This window comes from Shimia biformata, assembly GCF_016888515.1.
Taxonomy (GTDB): Bacteria; Pseudomonadota; Alphaproteobacteria; order Rhodobacterales; family Rhodobacteraceae; genus Shimia_A; species Shimia_A biformata.
Genome location: NZ_JAFEJK010000001.1, coordinates 2,832,777 through 2,859,257, shown reverse-complemented (window position 1 = coordinate 2,859,257; position 26,481 = coordinate 2,832,777). Strand labels below are relative to the sequence as shown.

The 26,481-nt window shown below is 62.7% G+C and carries 30 protein-coding genes; 11 read left to right on the top strand and 19 right to left on the bottom strand.

Annotated elements, in window-relative coordinates:
* Nucleotides 1-73: 73 nt before the first annotated feature.
* From tatA to JQ863_RS14050, 4 genes are all read left to right on the top strand, one after another.
* Nucleotides 74-289: a twin-arginine translocase TatA/TatE family subunit gene (tatA, locus tag JQ863_RS14065; RefSeq protein WP_204114780.1), complete on the top strand. Its 216-nt coding sequence runs from the start codon at nt 74-76 to the stop codon at nt 287-289.
* 15 nt (nt 290-304) lie between these two features.
* Nucleotides 305-964, top strand: coding sequence for a Sec-independent protein translocase protein TatB (gene tatB / locus JQ863_RS14060; RefSeq protein ID WP_204114779.1), 660 nt, complete (start codon nt 305-307; stop codon nt 962-964).
* Nucleotides 961-1,848 (top strand): twin-arginine translocase subunit TatC, encoded by an 888-nt coding sequence (gene tatC / locus JQ863_RS14055; protein WP_204114778.1) that lies wholly within the window; start codon nt 961-963, stop codon nt 1,846-1,848. Before tatB ends, tatC begins: the two co-directional genes overlap by 4 nt.
* Nucleotides 1,849-1,979: 131 nt before the next feature.
* Nucleotides 1,980-2,822, top strand: a complete 843-nt coding sequence (locus JQ863_RS14050) for an ATP-binding protein (RefSeq protein WP_204114777.1) — start codon at nt 1,980-1,982, stop codon at nt 2,820-2,822.
* A gap of 30 nt (nt 2,823-2,852) precedes the next feature.
* On the opposite strand, the gene JQ863_RS14045 is transcribed toward JQ863_RS14050, so the two are convergent.
* The 7 genes from JQ863_RS14045 to purF form a co-directional block, all read right to left on the bottom strand.
* A complete protein-coding gene (locus JQ863_RS14045; protein ID WP_204114776.1) occupies nt 2,853-4,049 on the bottom strand; it encodes a peptidoglycan DD-metalloendopeptidase family protein in 1,197 nt (398 codons plus the stop codon).
* Nucleotides 4,050-4,170: 121 nt separating this feature from the next.
* Nucleotides 4,171-4,818: a protein-L-isoaspartate(D-aspartate) O-methyltransferase gene (locus JQ863_RS14040; RefSeq protein ID WP_204114775.1), complete on the bottom strand. Its 648-nt coding sequence runs from the start codon at nt 4,816-4,818 to the stop codon at nt 4,171-4,173.
* Complete coding sequence (surE, locus tag JQ863_RS14035) at nt 4,815-5,597, bottom strand: 5'/3'-nucleotidase SurE (protein WP_204114774.1); 783 nt, start codon at nt 5,595-5,597, stop codon at nt 4,815-4,817. The genes JQ863_RS14040 and surE overlap by 4 nt, the downstream gene beginning before the upstream one ends.
* 93 nt (nt 5,598-5,690) lie before the next feature.
* A complete protein-coding gene (locus JQ863_RS14030) occupies nt 5,691-6,335 on the bottom strand; it encodes an SDR family NAD(P)-dependent oxidoreductase (RefSeq protein WP_204114773.1) in 645 nt (214 codons plus the stop codon).
* 31 nt (nt 6,336-6,366) lie between these two features.
* On the bottom strand, nt 6,367-6,789 hold the full coding sequence (locus JQ863_RS14025; protein ID WP_204114772.1) for a DUF1284 domain-containing protein: 423 nt from the start codon (nt 6,787-6,789) through the stop codon (nt 6,367-6,369).
* A gap of 36 nt (nt 6,790-6,825) precedes the next feature.
* Nucleotides 6,826-7,080 carry a pilus assembly protein PilZ gene (locus tag JQ863_RS14020; protein WP_204114771.1) on the bottom strand — a complete coding sequence of 85 codons (255 nt, stop codon included), beginning with the start codon at nt 7,078-7,080 and terminating at the stop codon, nt 6,826-6,828.
* A gap of 206 nt (nt 7,081-7,286) precedes the next feature.
* Nucleotides 7,287-8,768, bottom strand: coding sequence for an amidophosphoribosyltransferase (gene purF, locus JQ863_RS14015; protein ID WP_204115168.1), 1,482 nt, complete (start codon nt 8,766-8,768; stop codon nt 7,287-7,289).
* A 243-nt stretch (nt 8,769-9,011) separates the two neighbouring features.
* On the opposite strand from purF, the gene JQ863_RS14010 reads away from it, so the two are divergent.
* Entirely contained in the window at nt 9,012-9,944 is a 933-nt protein-coding gene (locus JQ863_RS14010) for a homocysteine S-methyltransferase family protein (RefSeq protein WP_204114770.1), read from the top strand.
* A gap of 12 nt (nt 9,945-9,956) precedes the next feature.
* Here the strand turns inward: JQ863_RS14010 and JQ863_RS14005 are convergent, their stop codons facing one another.
* The 9 genes from JQ863_RS14005 to secG form a co-directional block, all read right to left on the bottom strand.
* Nucleotides 9,957-10,511 carry a CvpA family protein gene (locus JQ863_RS14005; RefSeq protein ID WP_204114769.1) on the bottom strand — a complete coding sequence of 185 codons (555 nt, stop codon included), beginning with the start codon at nt 10,509-10,511 and terminating at the stop codon, nt 9,957-9,959.
* Nucleotides 10,512-10,545: 34 nt separating this feature from the next.
* Nucleotides 10,546-11,913, bottom strand: coding sequence for a DNA repair protein RadA (gene radA / locus JQ863_RS14000; RefSeq protein WP_204114768.1), 1,368 nt, complete (start codon nt 11,911-11,913; stop codon nt 10,546-10,548).
* Between the two features lie 17 nt (nt 11,914-11,930).
* The gene (locus JQ863_RS13995) at nt 11,931-12,359 is read right to left on the bottom strand and encodes a paraquat-inducible protein A (protein WP_204114767.1); all 429 of its coding nucleotides are present in this window, start codon (nt 12,357-12,359) and stop codon (nt 11,931-11,933) included.
* A 441-nt stretch (nt 12,360-12,800) separates the two neighbouring features.
* Nucleotides 12,801-13,547: an ABC transporter ATP-binding protein gene (locus JQ863_RS13990; protein WP_204114766.1), complete on the bottom strand. Its 747-nt coding sequence runs from the start codon at nt 13,545-13,547 to the stop codon at nt 12,801-12,803.
* Nucleotides 13,544-14,326 carry an MlaE family ABC transporter permease gene (locus JQ863_RS13985; protein ID WP_204114765.1) on the bottom strand — a complete coding sequence of 261 codons (783 nt, stop codon included), beginning with the start codon at nt 14,324-14,326 and terminating at the stop codon, nt 13,544-13,546. The genes JQ863_RS13990 and JQ863_RS13985 overlap by 4 nt, the downstream gene beginning before the upstream one ends.
* Nucleotides 14,323-15,357 carry an alanine racemase gene (gene alr, locus JQ863_RS13980; protein ID WP_204114764.1) on the bottom strand — a complete coding sequence of 345 codons (1,035 nt, stop codon included), beginning with the start codon at nt 15,355-15,357 and terminating at the stop codon, nt 14,323-14,325. The genes JQ863_RS13985 and alr overlap by 4 nt, the downstream gene beginning before the upstream one ends.
* Nucleotides 15,358-15,517: 160 nt before the next feature.
* Nucleotides 15,518-16,069: a hypothetical protein gene (locus JQ863_RS13975; protein WP_204114763.1), complete on the bottom strand. Its 552-nt coding sequence runs from the start codon at nt 16,067-16,069 to the stop codon at nt 15,518-15,520.
* Between the two features lie 116 nt (nt 16,070-16,185).
* Nucleotides 16,186-17,829, bottom strand: a complete 1,644-nt coding sequence (locus JQ863_RS13970; protein ID WP_204114762.1) for a CTP synthase — start codon at nt 17,827-17,829, stop codon at nt 16,186-16,188.
* Between the two features lie 185 nt (nt 17,830-18,014).
* Nucleotides 18,015-18,371, bottom strand: a complete 357-nt coding sequence (gene secG / locus JQ863_RS13965) for a preprotein translocase subunit SecG (RefSeq protein WP_204114761.1) — start codon at nt 18,369-18,371, stop codon at nt 18,015-18,017.
* Nucleotides 18,372-18,616: 245 nt separating this feature from the next.
* Here secG and nthA point away from each other — a divergent pair, with 245 nt between their 5' ends.
* Genes nthA through JQ863_RS13950 form a run of 3 tightly spaced genes read left to right on the top strand, consistent with a single transcriptional unit; the run spans nt 18,617 to nt 20,207 of the window.
* Nucleotides 18,617-19,234, top strand: a complete 618-nt coding sequence (nthA, locus tag JQ863_RS13960) for a nitrile hydratase subunit alpha (protein ID WP_204114760.1) — start codon at nt 18,617-18,619, stop codon at nt 19,232-19,234.
* Nucleotides 19,231-19,899, top strand: a complete 669-nt coding sequence (gene nthB, locus JQ863_RS13955) for a nitrile hydratase subunit beta (RefSeq protein ID WP_204114759.1) — start codon at nt 19,231-19,233, stop codon at nt 19,897-19,899. Before nthA ends, nthB begins: the two co-directional genes overlap by 4 nt.
* Nucleotides 19,899-20,207: a nitrile hydratase accessory protein gene (locus JQ863_RS13950; RefSeq protein ID WP_204114758.1), complete on the top strand. Its 309-nt coding sequence runs from the start codon at nt 19,899-19,901 to the stop codon at nt 20,205-20,207. Before nthB ends, JQ863_RS13950 begins: the two co-directional genes overlap by 1 nt.
* Nucleotides 20,208-20,294: 87 nt before the next feature.
* Here the strand turns inward: JQ863_RS13950 and JQ863_RS13945 are convergent, their stop codons facing one another.
* A complete protein-coding gene (locus tag JQ863_RS13945) occupies nt 20,295-20,690 on the bottom strand; it encodes a DUF6524 family protein (RefSeq protein WP_204114757.1) in 396 nt (131 codons plus the stop codon).
* A gap of 142 nt (nt 20,691-20,832) precedes the next feature.
* On the opposite strand from JQ863_RS13945, the gene JQ863_RS13940 reads away from it, so the two are divergent.
* Nucleotides 20,833-22,128: an adenylosuccinate synthase gene (locus JQ863_RS13940; RefSeq protein WP_204114756.1), complete on the top strand. Its 1,296-nt coding sequence runs from the start codon at nt 20,833-20,835 to the stop codon at nt 22,126-22,128.
* 14 nt (nt 22,129-22,142) lie between these two features.
* Nucleotides 22,143-22,376, top strand: a complete 234-nt coding sequence (locus tag JQ863_RS13935; protein ID WP_204114755.1) for a DUF2842 domain-containing protein — start codon at nt 22,143-22,145, stop codon at nt 22,374-22,376.
* Between the two features lie 109 nt (nt 22,377-22,485).
* On the opposite strand, the gene JQ863_RS13930 is transcribed toward JQ863_RS13935, so the two are convergent.
* The gene (locus tag JQ863_RS13930) at nt 22,486-24,558 is read right to left on the bottom strand and encodes a hypothetical protein (protein ID WP_239113291.1); all 2,073 of its coding nucleotides are present in this window, start codon (nt 24,556-24,558) and stop codon (nt 22,486-22,488) included.
* Between the two features lie 142 nt (nt 24,559-24,700).
* Here JQ863_RS13930 and JQ863_RS13925 point away from each other — a divergent pair, with 142 nt between their 5' ends.
* Nucleotides 24,701-25,381 (top strand): thiamine diphosphokinase, encoded by a 681-nt coding sequence (locus JQ863_RS13925; protein ID WP_204114754.1) that lies wholly within the window; start codon nt 24,701-24,703, stop codon nt 25,379-25,381.
* Here JQ863_RS13925 and JQ863_RS13920 read toward each other — a convergent pair.
* The gene (locus tag JQ863_RS13920) at nt 25,305-26,246 is read right to left on the bottom strand and encodes a DMT family transporter (protein WP_204114753.1); all 942 of its coding nucleotides are present in this window, start codon (nt 26,244-26,246) and stop codon (nt 25,305-25,307) included. The two genes, JQ863_RS13925 and JQ863_RS13920, sit on opposite strands and share 77 nt — an antisense overlap.
* Between the last annotated feature and the right edge of the window lie 235 nt (nt 26,247-26,481).

The following is a 26,481-nucleotide window of genomic DNA, read 5'->3' as shown; positions in this document are numbered from 1 at the left end:
GCGATTGAGGGAGTAGGAAAGACATCGGATTTGACCGGGGCCCGATGCGGCCCCGATGCATGGGAGAAAAGCAATGCTTAACAATATCGGCCTTCCCGGCCTTCTTCTGATCGCCGTCGTGGTTCTGGTCCTGTTCGGACGCGGCAAGATCTCGTCCCTGATGGGCGAGGTTGGCAAAGGCATCACGTCGTTCAAGAAAGGCATCAAGGAAGGCCAGGACGAGCTGGAATCCGATGCCGCGGACGTTGCCAAGGACGTCACCCCGGCAGACGAGAAAGACAAGGTCTGAGCGGGCTGACGCGCGATGTTTGACCTCGGGTGGACCGAACTTCTGGTGATCGGCGTCGTGGCGCTGATCGTGGTGGGGCCGAAGGACCTGCCGATCATGTTCCGGCAGGTCGGCCGTTTCGTCGGCAAGGCCAAGGGCATGGCGCGCGAGTTTTCGTCAGCGATGAACGAGGCGGCGGATCAGGCCGGGATGAAGGATGTCCAGCAAAGCTTCAAAAGCGCCACCGACGGGCTGAATTCGATCTCGAACCCGGTGAAGTCCAGCCTTGATGCGTTGAAGGAAACCACCAAGCTGGACCTCGATCCCGACAGCGAGACCGGGAAACTGTCCAAGGAACGGGCAGATGCCGCGCGCAAGATCCGCGAGGCTACGGCGAAAAAGGCGCAGGAGCGTCTGGATGCCGAGGCCAAGGCCGCGGTTGAGGCGGCCAAGACGGATGCGTCACGCAAGCGCGAGGCCAAGAAAGCCGCCAGCGCCGAGGCCAAACCCGCCGCAGAACCGGCCAAGGGCGCTGAACCCGCCCCGAAACCCGCGCCCAAGAAGACCGCTGCGAAAAAGGCGCCCGCCAAGAAGCCCGCGGCCAAGAAGCCCGCGGCCAAGAAAGCCCCGGCCAAAACGGCTGCAAAGAAGGCGCCCGCGAAGAAACCCGCCAAACCCTCTGAGGACAAGGCATGAGCAAGACGGACGAGATCGAAGACACCTCGGCCCCGCTGATCGAGCATCTGGCCGAGCTGCGCACGCGGCTGATCCACTCGGTTGTTGCCTTTATCATCGGCATGGTGATCTGTTTCACCGTGGCGACGCCGATCTTCAACTTCCTGACCGCGCCCCTGTGCCAGGTGCTGGAGCAAGGCGGGCAGGACTGCGCGCTGATCTTCATCAGCCCGCAAGAGGGGTTCTTCGTCGCCATCAAGATCTCGTTCCTGGGCGGGTTCATCCTGGCCTTTCCCTATATCGGCAACCAAATGTGGCGCTTCGTGGCGCCGGGGCTTTACAAGTCCGAGAAGGGCGCGTTCCTGCCGTTCCTGATCGCGTCACCCTTCATGTTCGCGCTGGGCGCCAGCTTTGCCTTCTATGTCGTGACGCCGCTGGCCTATGACTTCTTCCTTGGCTTCCAGCAGTTCGGGGCAGGGGGCGAGGCCGTCGTTGGCGAAGAGGTCAGCCAGGGCCTGTCGGTGGTGTTCCAGGGCTCGGCGCAGGAATATCTGAACCTGACGATCAAGTTCATTGTCGCCTTTGGCCTGTGTTTCCAGCTTCCCGTGCTCTTGACCCTGATGGGCAAGGCCGGGCTGGTCAGCGCCGAAGGTCTGGGCGCGGTGCGCAAATATGCCGTGGTCGCCATCCTTGTTCTGGCCGCGCTGGTCACGCCGCCCGACGTCATCACTCAGGTCATCCTGTTCGTCGTGGTCTATGGGCTTTACGAGGTGTCGATCTTCCTCGTGCGCCGGGTTGAGGCCAAGCGCGAGGCGCAGTTGCGCGCCGATGGATACTATGACGATGAGGAAGAGTTCGACGAGGCAGATGAGGCAGACGAGGACGGGGCCGACAAGACGGCCTGATCCCGCTGGTTTTTCACACTGGGGCGCGGCATTGGCTGCGCCCTTTTGCTTTGGTCAACTCGCCGGGGTTCCGGCCCTTGTCGTTCTGCGCCAAAGATGCTTTTACTCCCGCGACCCAAGGGAGAGATAGCATGACCGACGACGCATTGACCCGCATTGCCGAAGCGCTGGAACGGATCGCGCCCGCACCCTTGGCCGCGCCCGATTTCGCGGCGGCGGACGCCTTTGTCTGGCATGTGGACCCGGATCGCCTTGAGCCGGTGGCGCGCGTGAACCGCATCGACCTGTCGCTTCTGATCGGGGTCAACCGGTCGCGCGATACGTTGCTGGAAAACACGCTGCAATTTGCCCGTGGGTTGCCCGCCAACAACGCCCTTCTCTGGGGCGCGCGCGGGATGGGGAAATCGTCGCTGGTGAAAGCAGTCCATGCCGAGGTGCTGTCGCGGGGCCTGCCGCTGAAGATCATCGAATTGCAGCGCGAGGACCTGCCCAGTGTCGCGCGCCTGCTGAACCTGCTGCGCGGTCGCGCGGAACGCTTCCTGCTGTTCTGCGATGACCTGTCGTTCAGCCATGACGATCAGCACTACAAGTCGCTGAAAGCGGTGCTGGATGGCGGGATTGAGGGGCGGCCCGACAACGTGGTGTTCTATGCCACCTCGAACCGCCGCCACCTGATGCCGCGTGACATGATCGAGAACGAACGCTCATCCGCGATCAACCCGTCCGAGGCGGTCGAGGAAAAGGTTTCGCTTTCGGACCGGTTTGGTCTGTGGCTGGGGTTCCACCCCTGTTCGCAGGACGAATACCTCGACATGATCCGGGGCTATTGCCGCGCCTATGGCGTCGAGATTGACGAAGAAACGCTCTGGGCCGAGGCGATCGAATGGCAGGCGACGCGCGGATCGCGGTCGGGGCGCGTGGCGTGGCAGTATTTCACCGATCTGGCAGGGCGGCGCGGCGTCGTCATCGGCTGACCGCCGCGCCTGTTCCGGTTGCCCGTCAACTCATTTCAGATAGGGCATCGGATCGACACTGTCGAAGCCCTTGCGGACCTCGAAATGCACGAAGGAATCCCCTTTCGGGATCGCTGCCATGGTCTGGCCGCGCCGGACTGAATCGCCCTTGGACACTTTCACCGCGTCCACGTTGTAATAGACGGTCATCAGGTTGTCGTCGTGGCGCAGCACAACGATGGTGACATTGTCAGCATCCTTGGTGATTGCCGCGACCTTGCCGTCATCGGCGGCCATGACCGGGCTGCCTGCGGCGGCCGAGATGTCGATGCCGTTGTTCTTGCCCTTCTGGTAGGTGCGGATGATCTTGCCGTTGGCCGGGTAGCCCATGCGCGCGCTGCTGCTGCTCTGCGACGATCCAAGGTCGGGTGAGGCGGGTTTCTCGACTGCCTTGGTGGTCTGGTTTGGCAGGGGTTTCGTGGCGCTGGGCGGGGTCGGCGTGACCGACCCGGCACCCGGCGCGCTGGTCGCCGCGGCGCCGGCGGCTGCGGCGCCTGCCCCGGATTTGGCAGCGCTCGGGTCAACCGGCGGGATAAGAAGAATCTGACCCTCACGGATCGTGAAGTCCGAACCAAGCCCGTTCCACTCGGCCAACGAGCGGACCGAGACGTTGTAGAGACGCGAGATGGTAAAGGCAGTTTCACCACGTTGAACCTTGTGGCGCAGCGGCTCGATCCCGGTCTGTGCGCCCGGCTGCGGTTTCGGCGCTTCGACCAGTGGCGTTGTGGTCACGCCCGCGGGTTCGGCGCGGTCGATGGCCGAGCCTGCGATGCTTTCGATATCAACGCCCGAAGGTGGCAGAATTACGCCGGTTCCGCCGGTCGCGGCCGAAGGTTCGGCGACGCGGCTGGGCAGGGCCACGATCTCGCCCTGGCGCAGCTGGGTCTCGGGGGTCATCCCGTTGTACCTGGCAAGCGCGTTGGCATCCTGACCGATCCGCCCGGCGACATCGGCGACAGTGTCGCCACGGCGCGCAACGGCGACCTGGTAGTTGGGATAAGAGATGATGCCCCGTTTGTCGGGGTTGGGCCGCGGTGCCGTTGCCTGGCCAGCCGCCGCGCTGGTATCAAGCCCGCCGCCCAGCGTGTCGCGCAGGTCATAGTCCAGCGGGCCGTTACATGCGGCCAAGGCCACCAACGCGCTGCCACACAGCAACGCCTTGAAACTCTTACTAGAAGTCCGGGTCATCTCGATGTCCTCACTGCGCCCCGCTTGTCCCTCGGGGGTGCCTCTTGCCTCTCGTTTCCGGGGTGCGCCCCGGTCGTGTCGCGGGTCCGGGATCATTCTTTGCCCCGGTGCCCGGTTGATCTTAGTGGTCGCGCGCCAGCCCCTCGATCAGCGGGACGAAGCGCACCGGTCTGAGTTCGTCATAGTCGAACCCGTTTTCAAGCCTGCGCACGCGGATCAGGCTTTGAACCGCGTCACTCTGGCCAACCGGCACCACCATGATACCGCCGATCTTCAGTTGTTCCAAGAGGGGCCCGGGCGGGTCCTCGGCAGCGGCGGTGACAAGGATGCGGTCAAAGGGGGCCTGATCGGGCAGGCCAAAGCTGCCGTCGGAGGTGATCGCGGTGATATTGGCGAGGTCCATCGCCTCGAATATCTCGCGGGCTTCGCGCACAAGGCGGCGGTGGCGGTCGGTGGTATAGACCCGTCGCGCCAGCTGACTGAGGATCGCCGCCTGATAGCCCGAGCCGGTGCCGACCTCCAACACCTTGTCGCGGGGGCTGATTTCCAGCGCCTGGGTCATCAGACCGACCACCGAGGGCTGAGAGATGGTCTGCCCGCAGGCGATCGGCAGGGGCGTGTCCTCATAGGCGCGTTCGGCGAACAGCCCCTTCACGAAAGGCGCGCGGTCGATCTTTTCCATCGCCGACAGTACGGCCTGATCCGTCACCCCGTTCGAGCGCAGCGCGAACAGGAACTGCATTTTCTGTTCGGCGTCCCAGCGTGTCATTCGATGGCTTTCAGTGCGGACATGGCGTCATGCGCCGTCAGGTCGGCGCGCATCGGCGTGACCGAGATATAGCCGTCCAGATTCACCGCCGCGTCCGATCCCGCAGCCGCCATTGCCCGCTGATCGCCGCCACGGGCCCACAGGAACCGGCGGCCCGAGGGCGAGTCATGCGGTTCAACCGAGAAGTTCGTCCCCTGTCGGCAGCCTTGCGGCGCAACGCGTGTGCCTTTGACCGCATCGGCCGGAACCGGCGGGAAATTGATGTTGTAAAACAGCCGGTAATCGCCATTTTCTTCCGGGGCCGCGTCAAGAATGCGCCGCACCAGCGCCGCGCCGTGAACGGCGGCGGCTTCGAACGGGTCGTCGATCTGCCAGTTTTCCGGCCCCAGGTATTGCGACAGCGCCATCGACGGGATGCCCTGCAACGCGCCTTCCAGCGCGCCCCCAAGCGTGCCGGAATAGAGCGCGTTCTCGGCCGAGTTGTTGCCCCGGTTCACCCCTGACAGGATCAGGTCGGGCGGGTTGTCCTTCATCACGTCATGGATGCCCGCCAGCACGCAATCCGCCGGGCTGCCCTCGGCGGCAAAGCGGCGCTCGCCCATCTGGGCGATCATGGTCGGGTGGGTGTAGCTGATGCAATGGGCGACGCCCGATTGTTCAAAGGCGGGCGCGACGGTCCAGACCTCTCCGCCCGGCCCGGCAAGATCGTTGGCGATCGCGTCCAGCACCTTCAGGCCGGGTGCGTTGATACCATCGTCATTGGTGATGAGAATGCGCATGTTTCTTTGCCCCGGTTGCCCCTTTTCACCTTGTCTAGTGAAGCTTTGCGGGCTGGGCAAGCGGTGCTGGGTCCGCGATGTCGAACTGCCGCGTCAGAGCGACAGTTCTGCCATCAGGCGCGCGGCCTCGTCACGCGGACTTGCCAGCGTATCCTTGTTCTGACCGGGGAAGAACCGGGCGCGGGTGCCGGTCGGCATCTCGCGCGGGGCAAGGATCGAGACGCGCGGGCCGGTGCGTTCGGTCTCAGCCTGCCAGCTGCGGGCCAGCGCGATCTGCGCCGCCTTGGTCGCGCCGTAAGAGCCAAAGAACTTGGCCCCGCCGCGCGGATCGTCAAAGAACACCGCCTGGCCGGTGTCGCCCAGAAGGGGCGCAAGAAACGGGATCAGCTTGCCCGTCGCGGTGACATTGGCGGCGACCGACTTGTCCCAGTCCTTGGGGTCGATATGGCCCGCGGGCGTCAGCGGCGCGGCATGGATCGCGGCATGGACCCACAGGTCGATCTTGCCCCAGCGGTCGTGGATCGACCGGCACAGCTGGGCCATCGCGTCGACATTGGTGACATCCATCGGCGCCAGCGTCGCGCTGCCGCCCTTGGCCTGAATACGGTCATCCAGCTCTTCCAGCGCGCCGGTGGTGCGCGCCACGGCGACGACGTGGAATTCTGGCGTCAGTGCCTCGGCGAAGGCCGCGCCCAGCCCGCGAGAGGCTCCGGTAACAAGTGCGATTTTATCGTTCATGGGGGTGACATGCGGCCAGACGGGGCCAAGGTCAAGGGGTCGATTGCCGCAACCCGGCAATGGCCGCCTTGCAATAGCCCAACGACAGCCATTGGCAGCCCTGACACAGCTGATCGAGGTCCTCCGGCGCGACGGCCTCGGCGATCCGTGCCTTGGCGTCGCCCCAGGTCAGCCTGTCGCCATCGCCAAGCCCCAGCGCATGGGCATGGGCCTTGTCCAGACGCGCGATCTTGTCGGCCTTGACACAGCTCTGGCCGCGTCGTTCGGGGCAGGGGCCGCAAAGCGTGTCGGCGTGGATCGTGACGGTGATCGTTTCCTCGTCGCCGTTTTCGCCGCGCAGTCGCCTGTTCACCACCTCGGCCATGTTGCGGGTGAAGGCATCGGAGTAACCTTCTCCCCGAAACCCAAGGGCACAGAGGAAGTGATGCGGGCGGAAGCGGATCGGGCTGGTCATGACCGCGTTCTAGCTTCCGTTCCGCCCTTCGGGAAGTCAGTTCGGCAAGGTCAGCGTGACATCGCGCCCGCTGCGGCGCAAAACAACGCGGTCGTCGGCGATGCCGACAATTGTGCCCACGCGACTGGGCTTTCCGGGTTCGGCGGTGACGATATGCCCGGTAGAGGTGCGAAACAGCACACGGCGGTCCGATCCCGCCCCGGCAATGCCGATCAGGGTCAGTTGGCCGCGTTTCAACACGCCTTGCTGGGTGGCCGTATCAGCCACCTTCTTCGGTGTTTTGGTCGACATGGAAAATCTCAACAATCTTTGCAGTGCGCCATGAGTGGCTGGCGCGGCGGTCGAGCTATCATTGACTTTGCGGAAGGGAAAGGGGGACGACGTCACGTCGGCAGGGTCGTGCCGATGCTCGACATGACTTGCCGTTTCCGTAGGTGACTGGCCAAACCTGCTTCAGGGTATTGCCGCCGCCACCCTGTCCGGCAGCGGCACGCCGGTCATTCCGCCGCCTTCAGCTCGAACCCTTTTTCGATCATGTCCGAGGGCGCCACCGGGTATTCCCCCGAGAAGCAAGCATCGCAATATTGCGGGCAGGCCTTGTCGCGGCCATTGGCCTGACCCACGGCGCGGTAGAGGCCATCGAGCGAGATGAACTTGAGGCTGTCGACAGCAAGGTGTTTCGCCATTTCGGCCTCGGTCATGGTCGCCGCCAGCAGTTTCTCGCGCTGGGGCGTGTCGACGCCATAGAAGCAGGGCCATGCGGTCGGCGGTGACGCGATGCGGAAATGCACCTCGGCGGCGCCGGCATCCAGAATCATTTCCTTGATCTTGCGGCTGGTGGTGCCGCGCACAACCGAATCGTCGACCAGGATCACCCGCTTGCCCTGGATCAGGGCGCGGTTGACGTTCAGCTTCAGCCGCACACCCATGTTGCGGATCTGTTCGGTCGGTTCGATGAAGGTGCGGCCCATATACTGGTTGCGGATGATGCCCATGCCGAAGGGGATGCCGCTTTCATGGGCAAAGCCGATTGCCGCCGGGGTGCCGCTGTCGGGCACGGCGCAGACCAGATCGGCATCCACCGGATTTTCGCGCGCCAGTTCCACGCCGATCTGACGGCGGGTTTCATAGACCGACTGGCCGTTGATGATCGAGTCGGGGCGCGAGAAATAGACATGTTCGAAGATGCAGAATTTCGACGGCTGGCGGCGGAAGGGAAAGACGGATTCGACGCCCTTTGCCTCGGTAATCACAACCATCTCGCCCGGCTCGATCTCGCGGATGAACTCGGCCCCGATGATGTCGAGCGCGCAGGTTTCCGAACTCAGGACCCAGCCGTCGCCGATCTTGCCTAGCACCAAGGGGCGCACACCCATCGGGTCGCGCACACCGATCAGCTTGGTGCGGGTCATGGCAACAACCGAGAAGGCGCCCTCGACCCGGCGCAGGGCGTCTTCCATGCGTTCGGGGATATTGCGTTGCAGCGACCGCGCCATCAGGTGGATGATGCATTCGCTGTCGGATGAGGACTGAAAGATCGAGCCGCGCTCGATCAGTTCGCGGCGCAGCGCGTTGGCATTGGTGATATTGCCGTTATGGGCAATGGCCGCGCCGCCCATCGAAAACTCGCCAAAGAAGGGCTGCACGTCGCGGATCGCCGCACCTTTGCTGCCGGCGGTCGAATAGCGGACGTGACCGATGGCCAGCGGGCCGGGCAGGGTCTCCATCAGCGCCTGGCTGGTGAAATTGTCGCGCACATAGCCGAACCGACGGGCCGAGTTGAACCCCTGCACCGGGTCGTGGCTGACGATCCCGCCCGCTTCCTGTCCCCGGTGTTGCAGAGCGTGCAGGCCAAGGGCGACGAAATTCGCCGCATCCGCAAGGCCAACGACGCCAAAGACCCCGCATTCTTCCTTCAGCTTGTCGCCATCGTCAGATGGCCCGATGGCGTCGAAATCAAAGGGATGGGCGGGCGGCATGAGTTTGGACAAGGCGAGTGGCTCCGAATCCGTCTGGGCAGGCTTGCGCCCCCTCATAGAAGGGTTCGCCGCCTATGTCACGAAAGGATCATATTTCAGATGGCATTTGGGTGCGGCGAAGCGCGACATCCAGAGAAACTGCGTGACAACGCGGCGTCACAATGGCGACATTGACCGAATACTGCGCCCTTTTTTGTCCGATGAAAGACTTTTCAGACAGGTTGCTTTGAGCAGGAGAACCTTATGCCCGCCTATCGCGCGACATTTTCCCAAGTGCTGGACCGGCTGTTCCTTGACTATGTCGGGATGGAAACGTACCTGATTTTCAACCGCGGGGTCGATCTGCCGGGCTTTGCCACCTTTCCACTGCTGGAGTCGGATGACGGCCGCAATATGCTGATGGGCTATTGCCGGGAACAGATCGAACTGGCGCGGGAATACGGGCTTGGCGTGATACTGGAAAGCCCGACTTGGATGGCCAATGCGGATCGGGCCGCGCCCTTGGGCTTTGGGGCAGAGGACCTTAGGCGGCTGAACCGCGCCGCGATCTCGCTTGTTGCCGAAGCACGCGACCGGTTCGGCGATGCCCCGACCGTCCTCAGCGCGAATATCGGGCCAAGGCAGGACGCCTATGCGCCCGCCAGTCAAATGACCGTCGGTGATGCGCGCGACTATCATCTGCCGCAGATGCAGTCCCTTGCCGGGACCGAGGTCGACGTCGCCAGCGGGTTCACGATCGCCTATGCCGCCGAAGCTGCCGGGATATCACTGGCGGCGCGGGACGTGGGATTGCCTTGCGTGATTTCCTTCACCGTGGAAACCGATGGGCGCCTGCCCACGGGCCAACCTCTGGCCGCGGCCATCGCCGAGGTCGATGCCGCCTCTGACGGTTATCCTGCCTACTACATGATAAACTGCGCCCATCCCGACCACTTTGGTGCGGTGTTGGGGCAGGACGAAGAACTGTCCCGGCTGAAAGGGCTGGTCGCCAATGCCTCGCGTTGCAGCCATGCCGAGTTGGACGAGGCCAAGACACTGGACGACGGCAACCCCCATGAGCTGGGACAATTGTTGGGTCGGATCAAACGGGATCATCCCGGGATCACGGTTCTGGGCGGATGCTGCGGCACGGATTTGCGGCACATGACCGAAATCGCCGCAGCAGTGTCCGGCTAGAATGCGACGGACTTACTGCCCGCAGGTGCCGACGAGGTCTTCGTACTGGTCGGTGATCCAGCCAAGCGCCGCCGATGGGTCGCGTTCCTCGATCTGGTCGGTCATCCGGCCAAACACCTTGGCGGAACGGGAATTGTCCACAGATTCGAAGCTTTGCGCGGTGATGATGGTTTCATAGACGAAGAATGCGATGGCGACCAAAAGGATGCCGCGCAGCACGCCGAAGATGAATCCCATGCCCTGATCAAGCCCACCAAGCGCCGAACGTTGCACGATCGACGAAAACAGTGGTGTGAACAGTGACACGACCACAAGCGCGACCGCAAAGACCGCGGCAAAGGCGGCGATCACGGACAACTCGCAGCTGTCGGCCAGGTAGTCGCCGACCACCGGGACCTCTTTCACCAGGGGTTCGACCCGCGGCGCGAAGATATAGGCCAGCACAGCGGCGGCCACCCAGCCGACAATTGCCATGCCTTCCCGAACCAGCCCCCGCGAATACGCCAAAAGCGCCGAGACCACGATGACACCCGCAACCACGGCGTCGATGATGGTAAAACCGTCCATGTCTTTCCTGTCCCTTCCGCCCCCAGCAAAGCGCTTATCCCGCGCCAAAAACGTCGCCGACGAAGGCGGTGAGGTCCGCAACCCGGGTAAGCTTCATGCCCGCGCCGACCTGCGCCTTGCCTCCCTTCGGAGCGATTGCAGTTGTGAAACCAAGTTTTTGGGCTTCTTTCAACCTGTTTTCTGTCTGACCCACCGGTCTGAGGGCTCCTGACAGCGAGATTTCACCAAAAACCACGGTATCTGCGGGCAAAGCGGCGTCTTCCCGCGCAGAAAGAAGTGCGGCGGCGACGGCAAGGTCAGCGGCCGGTTCGGTGATTTTCATGCCGCCCGCGACGTTCAGATAGACATCAAGCCCGGTGAAAGGTATGCCGCAGCGCGCCTCAAGCACGGCCAGGATCATCGCCAGCCGCCCGCTGTCCCAGCCCACGACCGTGCGGCGGGGCTGGCTGTGGGGCGAGGGGGCGACAAGGGCCTGCATTTCGGTCAGGACGGGGCGGGTGCCCTCGATCCCGGCAAAGACCACGCTGCCGGGGCTGGGTTGCCCGCGTTCAGAAAGGAACAGGGCCGAAGGGTTCAGCACCTCGGCCAACCCCTTGCCGGTCATTTCAAAGACGCCGATTTCATCCGCCGGGCCAAACCGGTTCTTGACCGCGCGCAGGATGCGGAACTGGTGGCCGCGTTCGCCCTCGAAGTAAAGCACCGTGTCGACCATGTGTTCGACGACACGAGGCCCGGCGATCTGGCCGTCCTTGGTGACGTGGCCGACAAGGATCACCGCCATGCCCTTGCGCTTGGCGAAACTGGTCAATTCATGCGCGGCGGCGCGCACCTGAGAAACCGAGCCGGGGGCGGAACCCACCGAATCCGCCCACATGGTCTGGATCGAATCGATAATGGCCAGCGCCGGTTTTTCGGTCTCCAGCGTGGTCAGGATATCGCGCAGGTTGGTTTCCGCCGCCAGTTGCACCGGCGCCTGTGTCAGTCCCAGCCGCTGGGCGCGCATGCGGACCTGCGCCGATGCCTCTTCGCCGGACACATAGATGGTTTTCAGACCCTTGGAGGCGAAACTTGCCGCCGCCTGCAACAACAGGGTGGATTTGCCGATGCCGGGATCACCCCCCACCAATATGGCCGACGATGGCACCAACCCGCCGCCCAGCACCCGGTCCAACTCATCCAGCCCGCTCATGGTGCGCGGCGGGGGTGTCTCCTCGGTGCGCAGGTCGGTCAGCGGGACGGATCGCCCCTTGGCGCTGCCCAGTGTCGCGTTGCTGGGGCCTGATGACAGGGGCGTGTCCTCGGCGATGGTGTTCCATTCGCCACAGGCGTCACAACGCCCGGACCATTTGTTGGTGACATTGCCGCAGGCATTGCACGAGAACTGGGTTTTTGATTTTGCCATGTTCTCGTTTTGGACCACTACCGCTTGCGGGTCAAATGGCTAATCGCGATCGAGGCCAGAATACAGCCCGTGAACAGGTAAAGCCCCCAGCCGGTTTCCACCTTCACATAGCCCGCGCCCTTCACGATCACCACGTAGAGCGCAATCAGGAAGACGTCCGCCATCGCCAGTTTTCCAAGGATTTCAAGCACCGGCAGGGTCTTGCGCCGCAGGTATCCGAACTGGATCAGGGCAATGCCTATGGTCTTCATGTAAGGTGCAAAGATCGCAAGGAAGGTGACCAGAAGCGCCAGCGCGACGTCGGTGTCCCACAGGGCTTGCAGGCCGGAAATCACGCTGATTTCGCTGAGGCCGAAAATCGGCAGGATGCCGGCCCGCAACAGCGGCGCGAACCACGCGATGGGAAACAGGACAAGCAGGGAGAGGTTGGCAAGGCGCAGAAACATGAGGGCTAATCTAGGTTCAGGTGTTCATGAATTGAAGTGCGAAGGGCAGCCCCCGGCCGCGGGCGGGGGAGAAGCCCCCGCCCATGGGGGCGGTCGGGGGCTGCCCGGCGTACCGCCGGGCGGGAAAAAAAGCTACCGGGAATTCCTGATCCTCAGCTTGGCCCGCCAAAAAACATAGGTCGAGAACACCCCGGCAGCGATTGAGATAGACATTCCTCCCAAGTGCCAATCGGGTGCGAAATGGATCAAAGAACGGAAAAGAAATGTGTAAGCCAATAGAATGGCAAAAACCACTCCAAACAGCGTGCCGAAGGATCGAAAATAGAACCTCCGGCGTATCAAGGGAGCATTCAATTTGGGTCCAAGGAGGATTTCAAACAGGACGGACATCATCATGATCAAGGGCATGGCCCCACCCAAGACTATCGTCACGGCAAGCATTTACCGCACCGCCTCGATCGGCCCTTCCGCGCTGCCACTGATGAACTGCGTCAGATAGGGATCGCCCGAGTTGTCCATCTCACCCACCGGCCCGGTCCACTGGATCACCCCGTCATGCAGCATCGCGACTTTGTCGGCGATGGCACGGACGCTTGTCATGTCATGGGTGATGGTCATGGCCGTGGCGCCCATTTCGACCACGATCTCGCGGATCAGGTCGTTGATGACGCCTGACATGATCGGGTCAAGGCCCGTGGTGGGCTCGTCGAAGAAGATGATCTCGGGCTCGGCGGCGATGGCGCGAGCGAGGCCAACGCGTTTCTGCATGCCGCCGGAAAGCTCGGACGGAAACAGGTCGGCGACATCCGGGGTCAGACCGACGCGGCGCAGTTTCTCGATCGCGATCTCGCGTGCTTCGGCCTTGGGGCGCTTCAGCGACCCGCGCAGAAGGCGGAAGGCGACGTTCTGCCAGACCGTCAGCGAGTCAAACAGCGCGCCGCCCTGAAACAGCATCCCGAACCGCGCAAGAAACGCGTCGCGGTCACCCTGCGTGGCGTCCTTGCCATCGACAAGGATGGTGCCCGCATCCGGGTGGATCAGCCCCAGTACGCATTTCAGCGCCACCGATTTCCCGGTGCCCGACCCGCCGATGATCACCATCGACTCTCCCTTCGGCACAGTCAGGTTAACCCCGCGCAGCACCCGTTTTGGGCCAAAGGATTTATGGACGTCCTGAAACTCGATCATGAGGCGAAGAACAGTGAGGTGAGCATGAAATTCGCCGCAAGGATCAACACGGCGGCGGCCTGCACCGATCCCTTGGTCGCGGCACCGACGCCCTGTGCGCCCCGGCCCGAATTCATGCCGAAATAGCAGCCCATGGTCGCGGCGATGCCACCAAAGACCATGCCCTTGACCAGCGAGGACAGGATGTCGGTGAACTGCAGGAAGTTCACCGTGTTCACGATATAGGTCGCCGGGTTGAAACCAAGCTGTTGAATACCCACGATAAACCCGCCAAAGATGCCGATGATATCTCCGATCCCGACCAGAAGCGGCACCACGATCAGAGCCGCCAGAAGGCGTGGCGCGGTCAGGTATTTCATCGGATGGGTGGACAGCGTGGTCAGCGCGTCGATCTGTTCGGTCACCTTCATCGTCGCGATTTCGGCCGCTATGGACGAGGTCACCCGCGCCGCGATCATCAGGCCGACCAGAACCGGGCCAAGCTCGCGCACCATGCCGATGGCGACGATCTGGGGGACGACGGCCTCGGCGCTGAACCGCGCGCCGCCGTCATAGATCTGCAACGCCAGCGCGCCGCCGGTGAAAAACGCGGTCAGGCCGACAACGGGCAGCGACAGCCAGCCGATGTTCAAAAGCGCGACAAGGAACTCGCGGCCATAGAACGGCGGGCGGAAGATATGGGTCAGGCCCTGAAAGGCAAAGATCGCCACGCGCCCGATCAAGGCCATGAACGCCATCGTCTGGCGCCCCAGCGCGGCAAGGGGGGCGGTCAGGATCATCCCTTGTAGCGCCTCTGATACCGCGCCCCGAGCGAGGTCAGGATCTCATAGCCGATGGTGCCGGCGGCATCCGCAAGGTCATCGACCGTCTGGCTGGCGCTCAGAAGCGCGACTTCGGTCACGTCTTCGGAAATGTCCGTAACATCGACGGCGATCATGTCCATCGAGATTCGGCCTACCACCTTGGCGCGCGTTCCTGCGGCCTCGACAAAGGCGTTTGGCCCCATGGCCCGGATGATGCCATCGGCGTAGCCGGCGGCAATCGTGGCGATGCGCGACGGGCGATCCGCCGTCCAGGTGTTGGAATAGCCCACGGTTTCGCCGGGCTCGACCAGCCGGGTCTGGATCACCGGCACGGTCAGTTGCGCCACGGGCAGGGCGTCCGCAAACGGCAAGCCGCCGTAAAGCCCGACGCCGGGGCGGGTCAGGTCGAAATGATAGTCCGGCCCCAGAAGGATTCCACCCGTCGCCGAGAGTGAGCGCGGCACGTCGATACCGTCGGTCATCTCGTGGAACCGGGCCAGTTGATGGGCGTTCATCGGGTGGTCGGGGTCATCGGCACAGGCGAGGTGGGACATCACAAGAACCGGGTTCTGGGACAGGGCCACGTCCCGCACAGCCGCCCATTCCGCGGGTTCGAAACCCAGCCGGTTCATGCCCGTGTCCAGCTGAATGCCAAAGGGTTTGCCCGGCAGCCCCTCGACATGGCGCAACATCTGGTCGACCGAGTTCAGCATCGGGATCAGATCGAGATCGTTGATCATATCCGTATCGCCGGGCATGTGGCCGGAAAAGATCAGGATCTGGGGACCGGGGCCAAGCGCCTCGCGCAGGGCGGCGCCCTCTTCGGTCGCGGCAACAAAAAAGCGCCGCGCCCCGGCCTGCGCCAGCGCCCGCGACACCCGCGCCGCGCCAAGGCCGTAACCGTCGGCCTTGACCACGGCAGCGGTTTCGCAGGATGTCATCGCATCCAGGCTGCGCCAGTTGTCACAAAGGGCGGAAAGGTCGATGGAAAGCTTGGCCGTAGACATGCGCCGTTTGTCAACGGGGGCGCGGGCAAGGTCAAGAGGAAAGCGGTTGGGGGAGGGGTGGAGTGGCATGGGACCAGCGAATTCGTTGGCCGCAATTCGTCAGGTCACGGAGATGTGGCGAATGGCGGGTGAGAGCCCATTTCAGACCAAAGCGTGCCATCTATTTGCAGTTTTGGATCATCGTCTCAAAGTGTCCCCACATAGTTGGTTTGCTATCGAAAAAGAGGGTAATTGACCGCCTTTTCTGAGGGACCTTTTCGCCGGTGCAAGTAACGAGTGTCTTGTTGGAAGTTATCTTGCTTTCGTTGAGGAGACGATCCAACTCGGCAGAAAAATGATCAAATGCAGCCTTATTACCGTAACGCAGCTTGATCATTTGTGTCTTAAATCGAGATGGCGTTGGAACATCAAGCTTGATGTCCACCACTACTCCTTCGCGAAAGGGGCGGATTTTCAAGCTGTTGATTTCATTTAGAGCAATTGCCGTAATTGCCCAGTTCGGTTCAGTTGGATATTTGCACGTTTTCCGAACCTGTGTTTCGATTTTCAGCACACATTGCTCTACGACCACCTTGGTCGTTTCGTTTCTATGTGACAGAAGAGACGCAAATTCCTGGAAAACGTCCGAAGGGTTATCACTCTGCGGGTAAGTGGCCGTCGACCAGGCGTTTCCTAGCAAGAGAACTAAACAAAAAATGGCGAGCTTGGGCATGTATCAGCAACCAGCTGAACCTGACATCAGGCCATCGCTCCATAGAAGAGTATTGTTCTCGACATCTAGTAGCGATTTCCATGGCGGTGGCAAGGTCCGCAATCCGCCATTCCCCCTCACACCAGTCTTGAATTCTCTTTCGCGGCGCGGATGAAGTCGCGGAACAGGGGGTGGGGGTCGAAAGGTTTGGATTTCAGTTCGGGGTGGAACTGGACGCCGATGAACCACGGGTGGTCCTGCCATTCGACGATCTCGGGCAGGCGGCCATCGGGGGACATGCCCGAAAAGTTCAGCCCGCAGCCCTCAAGTTTCTCGCGATAGGTCGTGTCGACCTCATAGCGGTGGCGGTGGCGTTCCTCGATTGCGGTTGATCCATAGACCTCGGCGACTTTGGAGCCAGCGGTCAGCACCGCGTCATAGGCCCCGAGGCGCATGGTCCCGCCCTTGTCGTCATCGGCCTTTCGGGTCACTTTGGCGTTGCCCTGGACCCATTCCTTCAGGTGATAAACCACCGGTTCAAAACGCTTTTTCCCGGCTTCATGGTCAAATTCCTCGGACCCGGCCGCCTTGATCCCGGCGACGTTGCGCGCCGCTTCGATCACCGCCATCTGCATGCCCAGACAGATGCCAAGATAGGGCACCTTGCGTTCCCGCGCGAATTGCGCCGCCTTGATCTTGCCCTCGGTGCCGCGCTCGCCGAAACCGCCCGGAACAAGGATCGCGTCGAACCCTTCCAGATGCGGCGCGGCGTCGTCCTTGTCAAAGACCTCGGCATCGACCCAACTGACGTTGACCTTCACCCGGTTCGCCATGCCGCCGTGGGTCAGGGCCTCTTTGATCGACTTATAGGCGTCCTCAAGCTGGGTGTATTTGCCGACGATGGCGACATTCACCTCGCCATCGGTGTTGTGGATGCGGTCGGCGACGTCTTCCCAGACCGTCAGGTCGGGGCGCGGCGCGGGCGAGATGCCGAACGCGTCCAGAACGGCCTGATCCAGCCCTTCACGGTGATAGGCCAGCGGCGCCTCGTAGATGGATTTCAGGTCATAGGCGGCGACAACGGCCTCTTTGCGCACGTTGCAGAACAGGGCGATTTTCTCGCGCTCTTTCTCGGGGATCGGCTGTTCAGAGCGGCAGACCAGGATATCGGGCGCAATCCCGATCGACTGCAATTCCTTGACCGAGTGCTGGGTCGGCTTGGTCTTCAGCTCGCCCGACGCGGCGAGATAGGGCAGCAGGGTCAGATGCATGAAGATGCACTGGCCGCGCGGCTTGTCATGGCTGAACTGGCGGATCGCTTCGAAGAAGGGCAGGCCCTCGATGTCGCCCACCGTGCCGCCGATCTCGCACAGCATGAAATCGACCTCGTCATCGCCGATGTCGATGAAATCCTTGATCTCGTTGGTGACGTGGGGAACCACCTGGATGGTCTTGCCGAGGTAATCGCCCCGGCGTTCCTTCTCCAGCACGTTGGAATAAATGCGCCCCGACGAAACCGAATCCGTCATCCGCGCCGGGACACCGGTGAACCGCTCGTAATGGCCAAGGTCGAGGTCGGTTTCCGCGCCGTCGTCGGTGACGAAGACCTCGCCATGTTCAAACGGCGACATGGTGCCGGGATCGACGTTCAGGTAGGGGTCAAGCTTGCGCAGACGCACCGTGAAACCGCGTGCCTGCAGCAATGCGCCCAGCGCCGCGGATGCAAGGCCCTTGCCAAGCGAGGAAACAACACCGCCGGTAATGAAGATATAACGTGCCATGTCGTGGCCGACCCCCGTGATATTGGACGCTTCCGCGCCGCAAATTCCAATGTTTCTGGCTGCCCGCCGCCCTAAGAATCGGCACAGCATCACGGGACTTCATTCTATCAGGATTCGCCAAAACTTGGCAACCGGGCCGCAAGATGCTGTTGCGGCCTGGGATCAATCCTCAAACTGTAGTGGTATCAGTCGGCGCGAGGCACCAGCGGCGCATTGTCACCCTCGCTGGGCGGCAAAAGGTCGCCTGCGGGTGCGGGAACCTCGGGTGTGGCATCTTCGGCCACAGGCGCACCAAGACGGTCGATGACCGACGAACCGGCGGATTTCTGTGCCGCGATGATCGTCAGTGAGATCGAGGTAATGATGAACGCAATCGCCAGGATCCAGGTGATCTTGCCAAGGGCCGTCGCTGCCGCGCGCCCGGACACGGCGCCACCGCCCCCGCCGATCCCAAGACCGCCACCTTCGGAGCGTTGCAGAAGCACGACGCCGATCAGCGACAGCGCCAGAAGAAGGTGGATTGTGAGAACGACGTTTTCCATGAGTGCCTTCGGTTCCAAGCCATGCGGATGTTCAGCGGTCTATCTAGGCAAGTTTCCCCCGAGGGGCAAGCGTGTTTCCGGCTGGTGGTTTCATAACAGGTCCGGGGCTGAGGTGTTTGACCATGCGCATCCTGTTTCCGTTGGGCTTTGGGCCGCTTGTCTGTATTGCGGCGGCCTGTTGCAGGTCCGCCTGAACGGCACCAACTGCTCTGGACTTGGCTTGGGATTCCGGCAAGTCTGTGCCTATGCCACATGACAGTCACGATCACCCGCATTCACTTCTGCCTTCCGACCCCGCCCTGCGGGTGAAGGCGCTTGAGACACTTCTGACCGACAAGGGGCTGATCGATCCGGCCGCGCTGGATGAGATCATCGACACCTATGAAAACAAGGTCGGCCCGCAGAACGGGGCGCGGGTGGTGGCCAGAATGTGGACCGATCCCGCGTTCCGCTCGGCAATGCTGGACGATCCGATGCCCAAGCTGATCGAGATGGGGCTTTATGGGCGACAGGGCGAACACATGGTTATTGTCGAGAACACCGAAGACACCCATAACATGGTCGTCTGCACCTTGTGTTCCTGCTATCCGTGGCCGCTTCTGGGTATTCCGCCGGGCTGGTACAAATCCGATGCCTACCGCGCCCGCGCGGTGCGCGAGCCGCGCAAGGTGCTGGCCGAATTCGGCGTCACTCTGGACGAGGGCGTCAAGGTGCGCGTGTGGGATTCCACTGCCGAAGTGCGCTATCTCGTGGTGCCGCGCCGCCCGGTTGGAACCGAGGGGATGAGCGAGGACGAACTGGCGGGGCTGGTCACGCGGGATTCGATGATTGGCTGCGGGTTGGCGCGAGAGCCGGGCGCATGAGCCGGGTGCATGACATGGGCGGGAGGTTTGGCGACGGGCCGATTGATCCCGCGCCCGAACCGGTTTTCAAGCAGGACTGGCACGCCCGCGCGCTGGCGCTGACACTGGCGGCGGGGGCTATGGGCAAGTGGAACATCGACACCTCGCGCCATGCCCGTGTATGTCTGTCGCCTGCCGATTACGCCCGCTTTTCCTATTACGAGAAATGGCTGGCCGGGCTGGCGGACCTGCTGGTGGCGACGGGTGTGGTGACAGAGGACGAATTGCAGAGTGGCTCCGGGGCGGTGTCGGCCTTGTCGGAGAAAAAGCTGCCGGCGGATCGTGTGGCCGAGGTGTTGGCCCGTGGCGGACCCTCGACCCGCCCCAGCAATGTCGCGCCAGTGTTCAAACCGGGGGACTGGGTGCGCACGCGCAAACCCGCCCGCAACATATGCGTCGACGGCGGTCACACCCGCCTTCCGGCCTACCTTGCCGGGGTCGAGGGGAAGGTTGTCCTCTATCACGGCACCCATGTCCTGCCGGATATGGCCGCGCATGGGTTGGGCGAGTCGCCCGAGCCGCTTTATACGGTGGCGTTTGATGCGACAGAGGTCTGGGGCGCGGCAGAGCGCGACGGCGACGAGGTTCTGGCGGATCTCTGGCAATCCTACCTGGAGCCCGCCTGATGCGACCTGAACCGTCATTCGACAAACCCTGGCACGCGCTAGTCTTTGCGCTGACGGTGCATCTGAATGAACGCGGAGTGTTTGACTGGCCGGACTGGGCGGACCGCTTTGGGGCGACGCTGAAACGGCACGGGCTGGCAAAAGAGCTGGATGGTGGTGACGACTATTTCAACGCCTGGCTGGAAACGCTGGAAGGGTTTCTGACCGAGCTGGGGATGGCTGGACCTGCGGAACTGGCGGCGTTGAAACAAGCCTGGCATGACGCCTATCTGGCGACACCGCACGGGGCGCCGGTGCGACTTTCATAGCGGGTCAAGGGGGCGCTGCCCCCTCGTTTGAAAACGCAGGGCGTTTTCAAGCTTCACCCCCGAGGTACTTTGGGCAAGAGGATGGGCTCAGTCATCGACATCGTCGATGTCATACTGACCTGACAGCATGCGCCGGACGATGGACCAGCCAAGGCCGATGCCAAGCACGATGGACAGGGCCAGGATACCGATCCAGGTGTTCAGGTCGCGGTTTTCCAGCGACAGCATGTTCCAGTCATAAAGCACCCAGACCAGCGCCGCGACCACGGCGAGGACCAGGAACATGCCAAAACCGCCAATCGACCGGATCGTGGCGCGCAGGTAGATGATGTAGCCGATCAGCAAAAGCAGTCCCAGAAGCACCGTCAGCGGTGTCTCGGTTTCATAGTTCTCCATCGCCCAGCGGACATAGTTCCACCGGGTCGGGTTGAAGGTCAGCGCCAGCAAAAGGAAGGCAAAGACCCAGCGTAACAGCAATCCCATGTCGATTCCGTTTTGTTTTTCTTCAATGGTTTGTCCAAAACAGGGCCTTGTGTCCAGTGCTGCGGCGAATTTGCGGTTTCACGTCGCAGGGTTCGTCGCTAAAAGGGCGCGGGTTTTGGACTCGTGTAATGAAGGACCGGATATGGCCAATGTCGTCGTAGTAGGCGCCCAGTGGGGCGACGAGGGAAAAGGCAAGATCGTGGACTGGCTCAGCGAACGCGCCGATGTGATCGCGCGTTTCCAGGGCGGGCACAATGCCGGCCACACGCTGGTGATCGACGGCAAAGTGTACAAATTGCACGCGTTGCCCTCGGGTGTCGTGCGTGGCGGCAAGCTGTCGGTGATCGGCAACGGCGTCGTGCTTGACCCCTGGCACCTGGTCAAGGAAATCGCCACGGTCCGCGAACAGGGCGTCGATATCAGCCCCGAAACGCTGATGATTGCCGAGAACACACCGCTGATCCTTCCGATTCACGGCGAGCTGGACCGGGCGCGCGAGGAAGCGGCGTCAAAGGGCACCAAGATCGGCACCACCGGCCGTGGCATCGGTCCCTGTTACGAAGACAAGGTTGGCCGCCGGGCGATCCGGGTTGCGGACCTCGCCGACGACGCCACGCTCGAGGCGCGCGTCGACCGCGCGTTGCAGCACCACGATCCGCTGCGCAAGGGGCTGGGCATCGAACCCGTCGACCGTGACGCCTTGGTCGCGCAGCTGAAAGAGATCGCGCCCCAGATCCTGCCTTTTGCGGGGCCGGTCTGGAAGGTGCTGAACGAACAGCGCAAATCGGGCAAGCGTATCCTGTTCGAAGGCGCGCAGGGCGCGCTGCTGGACATTGATTTCGGCACCTATCCCTTTGTGACCTCGTCCAACGTAATCGCGGGGCAGGCGGCAACCGGGGTTGGCATCGGGCCCGGCTCGATCGACTTCGTGCTGGGGATCGTCAAGGCCTATACCACCCGCGTTGGTGAAGGCCCGTTCCCGACCGAGCTGGACGACGCCGATGGCCAGCGGCTGGGCGAGCGCGGGCACGAGTTTGGCACCACCACGGGCCGCAAGCGGCGCTGTGGCTGGTTCGACGCCTGCCTGGTGCGCCAGACCTGCGCGACCAGCGGCGTGAACGGCATCTCGCTGACCAAGCTTGATGTGCTGGATGGGTTCGAGACGCTGAAGATCTGCGTCGCCTACGATCTTGACGGCGAGCGGCTGGATTACCTGCCCACCGCCGCCGATCAGCAGGCGCGTTGCAAACCGATCTATGAAGAGATGCCGGGATGGTCGGAATCGACCGAAGGCGCGCGCAGCTGGGCCGACCTGCCCGCCAACGCGATCAAATATGTCCGCCGCGTGGAAGAGTTGATCGACTGCCCGGTCGCGCTACTTTCCACCTCGCCCGAACGGGATGACACGATCCTTGTCACCGACCCGTTTGCGGATTGATCGGAGGCAGAGAGATGGCGCTTTCCTACAAGGCCCGCCGGCGCTGGGCGCTAGTGATCCTGCTGATCGGGATGCCGCTTTACATCATCGTGGCGGTCAATGTCGTGGCGATGCTGGGGCGGCCGTCGATCCTGGTGGAACTTTTGGTTTTTGTCGGGTTAGGGATCGTCTGGATCCTGCCGTTCAAGTCGATCTTCAAGGGGATCGGGCAGGCGGACCCGGACGCGCCGCCGGAAGACGACATCTGACTGTCAGGAATGAAAAAAAAGGGGCCGGTAAGAACACCGGCCCCTTTTTTGTCCTGCCCCGCCGACAACCGCCCCGGCAAGACCGGATGCGGTTGCCCGCGGGACAACCTCAGCCCGCGGCGCGATCCGAGGGCGTAAAGCCGATGCGATCCGAGATCGAGAACCGACCGTTGCGGACCTTGGCGATCTTGTTGTCGCGCAGAAGCTGACCAAAACCGCGCAGCCCGTCTTCGCGGTTGAAATTATCCTCGTCGAGGTCGCGGGCGATGCGGATCAGCATCGGACGCGAGAAATCCTCGCGGCCCTCGACGTAGATCAGGTAGCTGGCGGCGGCTTCCAGGATCTCGGGCAGCTTGGTCGCGCCGACATGGTCGGCGTAATCTGCAAAGCTTTCGAAATCCCCAGACGCGGCGCCGACCGGGGCAGCAGGCACCACGCGCGGGGCGGGGTCCTTCCGGTCGGCGGCCGAGACGCGGCGCGGGCGAACAGGACCGCGTGCCGCATCATCCTGGCTGGGTTTGGGCATATCCGCATCGACACGCTGCGACGCCACCAGCTTCAGCGGGGTGGGGCTGGGTTTTTCGGCTTCCGGCGCCTTTGCGACGTCTTTGCCGGCGTCTTCATGTTGTTCGGCGGCGGGTTTCGGGCGCACCACGCTGGCCAGATCATCGCGATAGGGCTCTGCGTCGTCATCCGCCGGCGCAGCGAGACCGGCTTCCTCGTCGGCGCGGGTCGCGGCAACGGCGGCGCGCAGATGCGCGATTGCCTGGCGACGGCGGCTGGATTCGGGTTCGCCAAGCGCGGTGTTGGTCTGGGCCAGGATGCGGGTGACGTCCTCTTCGCGGCCGGGTTCGGTGCCGGTCAGCGTGCGGCCGCGCGTATTGGCGGGGGGTGCGACGACGTCGCCCGTGTCCTCATCGCTGTCGTCATCCTCTTCCTCGGCGTCGGCGGCGATAGCGAACTGTTCCTCCTCTGCGTCGTCTTCATCCTCGTGAAGTTCGGCTTCCACTTCGGCGAGTTCGGCCAGAAGCTCTGCCTCTTCTTCCGGCGAAAGCGAGCTGTCGTCGTCCTCAAGTTCGGCGCTGTCGGCGGCGGTTTCGTCCTCGTCGTCGGCTTCGATCACACCCGAGGCGATCACATCCTCAAAATCGGCGCGTTTCATCCGCACGACCCGCGCTTTCGGGCGGGCGGTTTCCTCGGGTTGGGCTTCGGCGACCTCATCCAGGTCTTCCGCTTCGACAATCTCGGCGTCCTCAACGAGGTCATCTTCGGCAAGCGCCGCTTCGATATCGGCAGCGGCATCCGAGATCACGTTGTCGGCATGTTCATCTTCCGAGAAAATGTCCTGCGACGGAATGGCGTCGGCACGCGAAACCACCTCGCGAATGCGACGCAGCTTGGCTTCGATGCTATCCTCGGCCGGGGTCGGCGCGCGGTCCAGGATGGCGTTGTCCTGCTCTTCGCGGATCGGCTGGTTCAAAACAAACGGCTGGGGCGCTTCCGAGATTTCATCCTCGATATAGTCGATGTCGGCCAGGTCACCTTCGGCCACGGCAAGTTCGTCGATTTCGTCGGCGTCGTCTTCGGTTGCGTCTTCCGCCACAACCTCTTCCGTGACCTCATCGGCGACCGGGTCTTCGGCAGGGGTCTCGTCTTCGACGTCAACCGCCGGAGATTCGGCTGCAACCTCGGTCTCAGGTTCGTCGGGCTCGACGGGCGCGTCGGCTGCGACCTCGGGTTCCGGCGCGGCAACTTCTGCCGTGTCGTCTGTCTCGATCACGGTCTCGGGCGCTTCAACAGCCTCTGCGACTTCGGCAACCGGGGCTTCGGCAACCGGGGCTTCGGCTGGCACCGGTGTCTCGGTCTCAGCGGGGGGCGGGGATGCGACCGGTGCCGCAGTCTGTTGCGTGGCCTCTTCCTGCGCGGCGGCATGGGCGCGCAAAACAATTGCGCCTGCCTCGGTCGAGGCATGCACACGGCGCGCAATCTCGCGCTCGGCGATGCGGGCCAGCATCTCGGCATCTGGGGTGGGGGGTTCTGCCCCGAAATAGCGGTCATCTGCGGCGAGATCGCGAAAATACTCTGCAATCGCCTTCATCGTGTCGAAGGAATCCTCAAACCCCTCCAACGTGCAGGAGAACGTCCCGTAGCTGACCGTAAGAACTTTGTTATTCGTAACCATAATTTACGCGTCCTTTGCACTGCTCGGTGATCTGTTAAACACCGCAGAAGCGTCGAAAGCTGACCGATTCTGTGAAAGTCAGCGTATCATTTTGTGGCCAGATTGTGTCGCAACGCCCGGAAACAGGGGGAAATTGACTGGGATGACGGTCATTGTTCACAGTTCAGAACCAATTTCACTGGTAGGGGCGGGGATTGTTGCGGCAAATGACCTCGAATTGGCGCTTGCCCATGCCCCTCGGGTGGTGGCTGCAGACGGGGGCGGGGCGATTTGTCTTGACCACGGGATCATGCCCGAAGCCGTCATAGGAGATATGGATTCAAGCACCGATTTGGAAGAGCGCGGGCTTGATTCGGCGCGTATCCACTTGATTCCAGAGCAGGAAACAACCGATTTCGACAAGGCCCTGCGCGGTATCGCGGCGCCGCTTGTGATCGGTGTCGGCTTTGCCGGGGCGCGGATCGATCACCAGCTGGCCTGTTTCAACGTGCTGGTACGCCACCCGGACCGGCGGTGTGTCCTGTTGTGCGACAGCGACATCGTCTTTCTTGCGCCGCCCTCCCTGTCGCTGGAGCTTGATCCCGGCAGCCGCTTTTCGCTCTATCCGCTTGGGCTGGTCGAGGCGGTCTCGGATGGGTTGCGCTGGCCGGTCGGGGGGATTTCGTTCACCCCGGACGGGCGAATCGGCACGTCGAATGAAGTGGATGGGCCGGTGTCGCTGACTGTTACTGCGCCCAAGATGCTTGTCATTCTGCCGCGGGCGGCGCTACCACAGGTGGTTGCGGCACTGACGCGGCAGCCCGCGACGTGGCCCGCTCTCTGAACACGACGTAAAGCCCGGCGGCCATGGTGACGCAGATGCCAATGGCGGCCAGGCCGTTGGGCAGGTCACCGAATACCAGCCAGCCGACGGCGGTGGCGAAGGGGATTTCAAGATATTGCATCGGCGCAAGCGTCGCCGAGGGCGCGTATTTCAGCGCCCAGGTCATAACCAGATGCGCCAGCGTCCCAAGCAGGCCAATCGCGATCAGAAGCCCCGTCACCGTCAGGTTCACCGGGACCATTGTCAGCTCAACCCAGCCCATCGACGGGCCGATGGCTACGGCCGGAACAAGCATCACCGTCGCCATGGTGCCACTGACCGCCTGCAAGGATACCGGGTCGATGGCCTTGGCGATCTGCCGCGTCACCAGCATGAACAGAGAAAACACGACGGCTACGACAAGCGGCAGAAGGGCGGGCAGGCCTACTTCGGCAAAGCTTGGCTGGATTACCATGAGCGTGCCGATGAACCCGACGAGGCAGGCCAGGATACGGCGGATGCCGACCTCTTCGTCCAGCACGTATTTGCCCAGAAGCAGCATCAGGAAGGGCATGACAAAGGCAATCGCCACGGCATCCGCCAATGGCAGATAGCGCAACGCCATGAACATCGCGCCAATGCCGGTGATATGCAGGAAGGTGCGAATCAGGATCAGCCCCATCAACCGGGGTGTTCCCCACCAGCGGCCACCGATCCACCAGACGACCGGGACCAGGACCAGGGCCTGCAATGCAAATCGCACCAGCAGAAGCTGCCCCAGCGGGACGGCCTGGCCCAGCAGTTTTGCGATCGCGTCCCCGATGGGCGCGATGAGACAGAACAAGAGCATCAGGAAGATGCCAAGAAGCGGGCGGTCACCTGTCATGCCGCCACGCTATGGAAAACGTTAACGCTTGGCAATCTCGCAATGCGTGTATTTGGAAATGAAGTTTCTCTTGTGATATCGGGCGGCGGTGCGCGAAACGGGCCGGTGCGCAGACCGGCCCGATTTGATGCGATTTCAGACAGCCTGTGCCGTCAGCGGTTCATCCTGTTCTCGATGAGGTCATCGACGACGGCGGGTTCTGCGAGGGTTGAGGTATCGCCAAGGGCGCCATAGT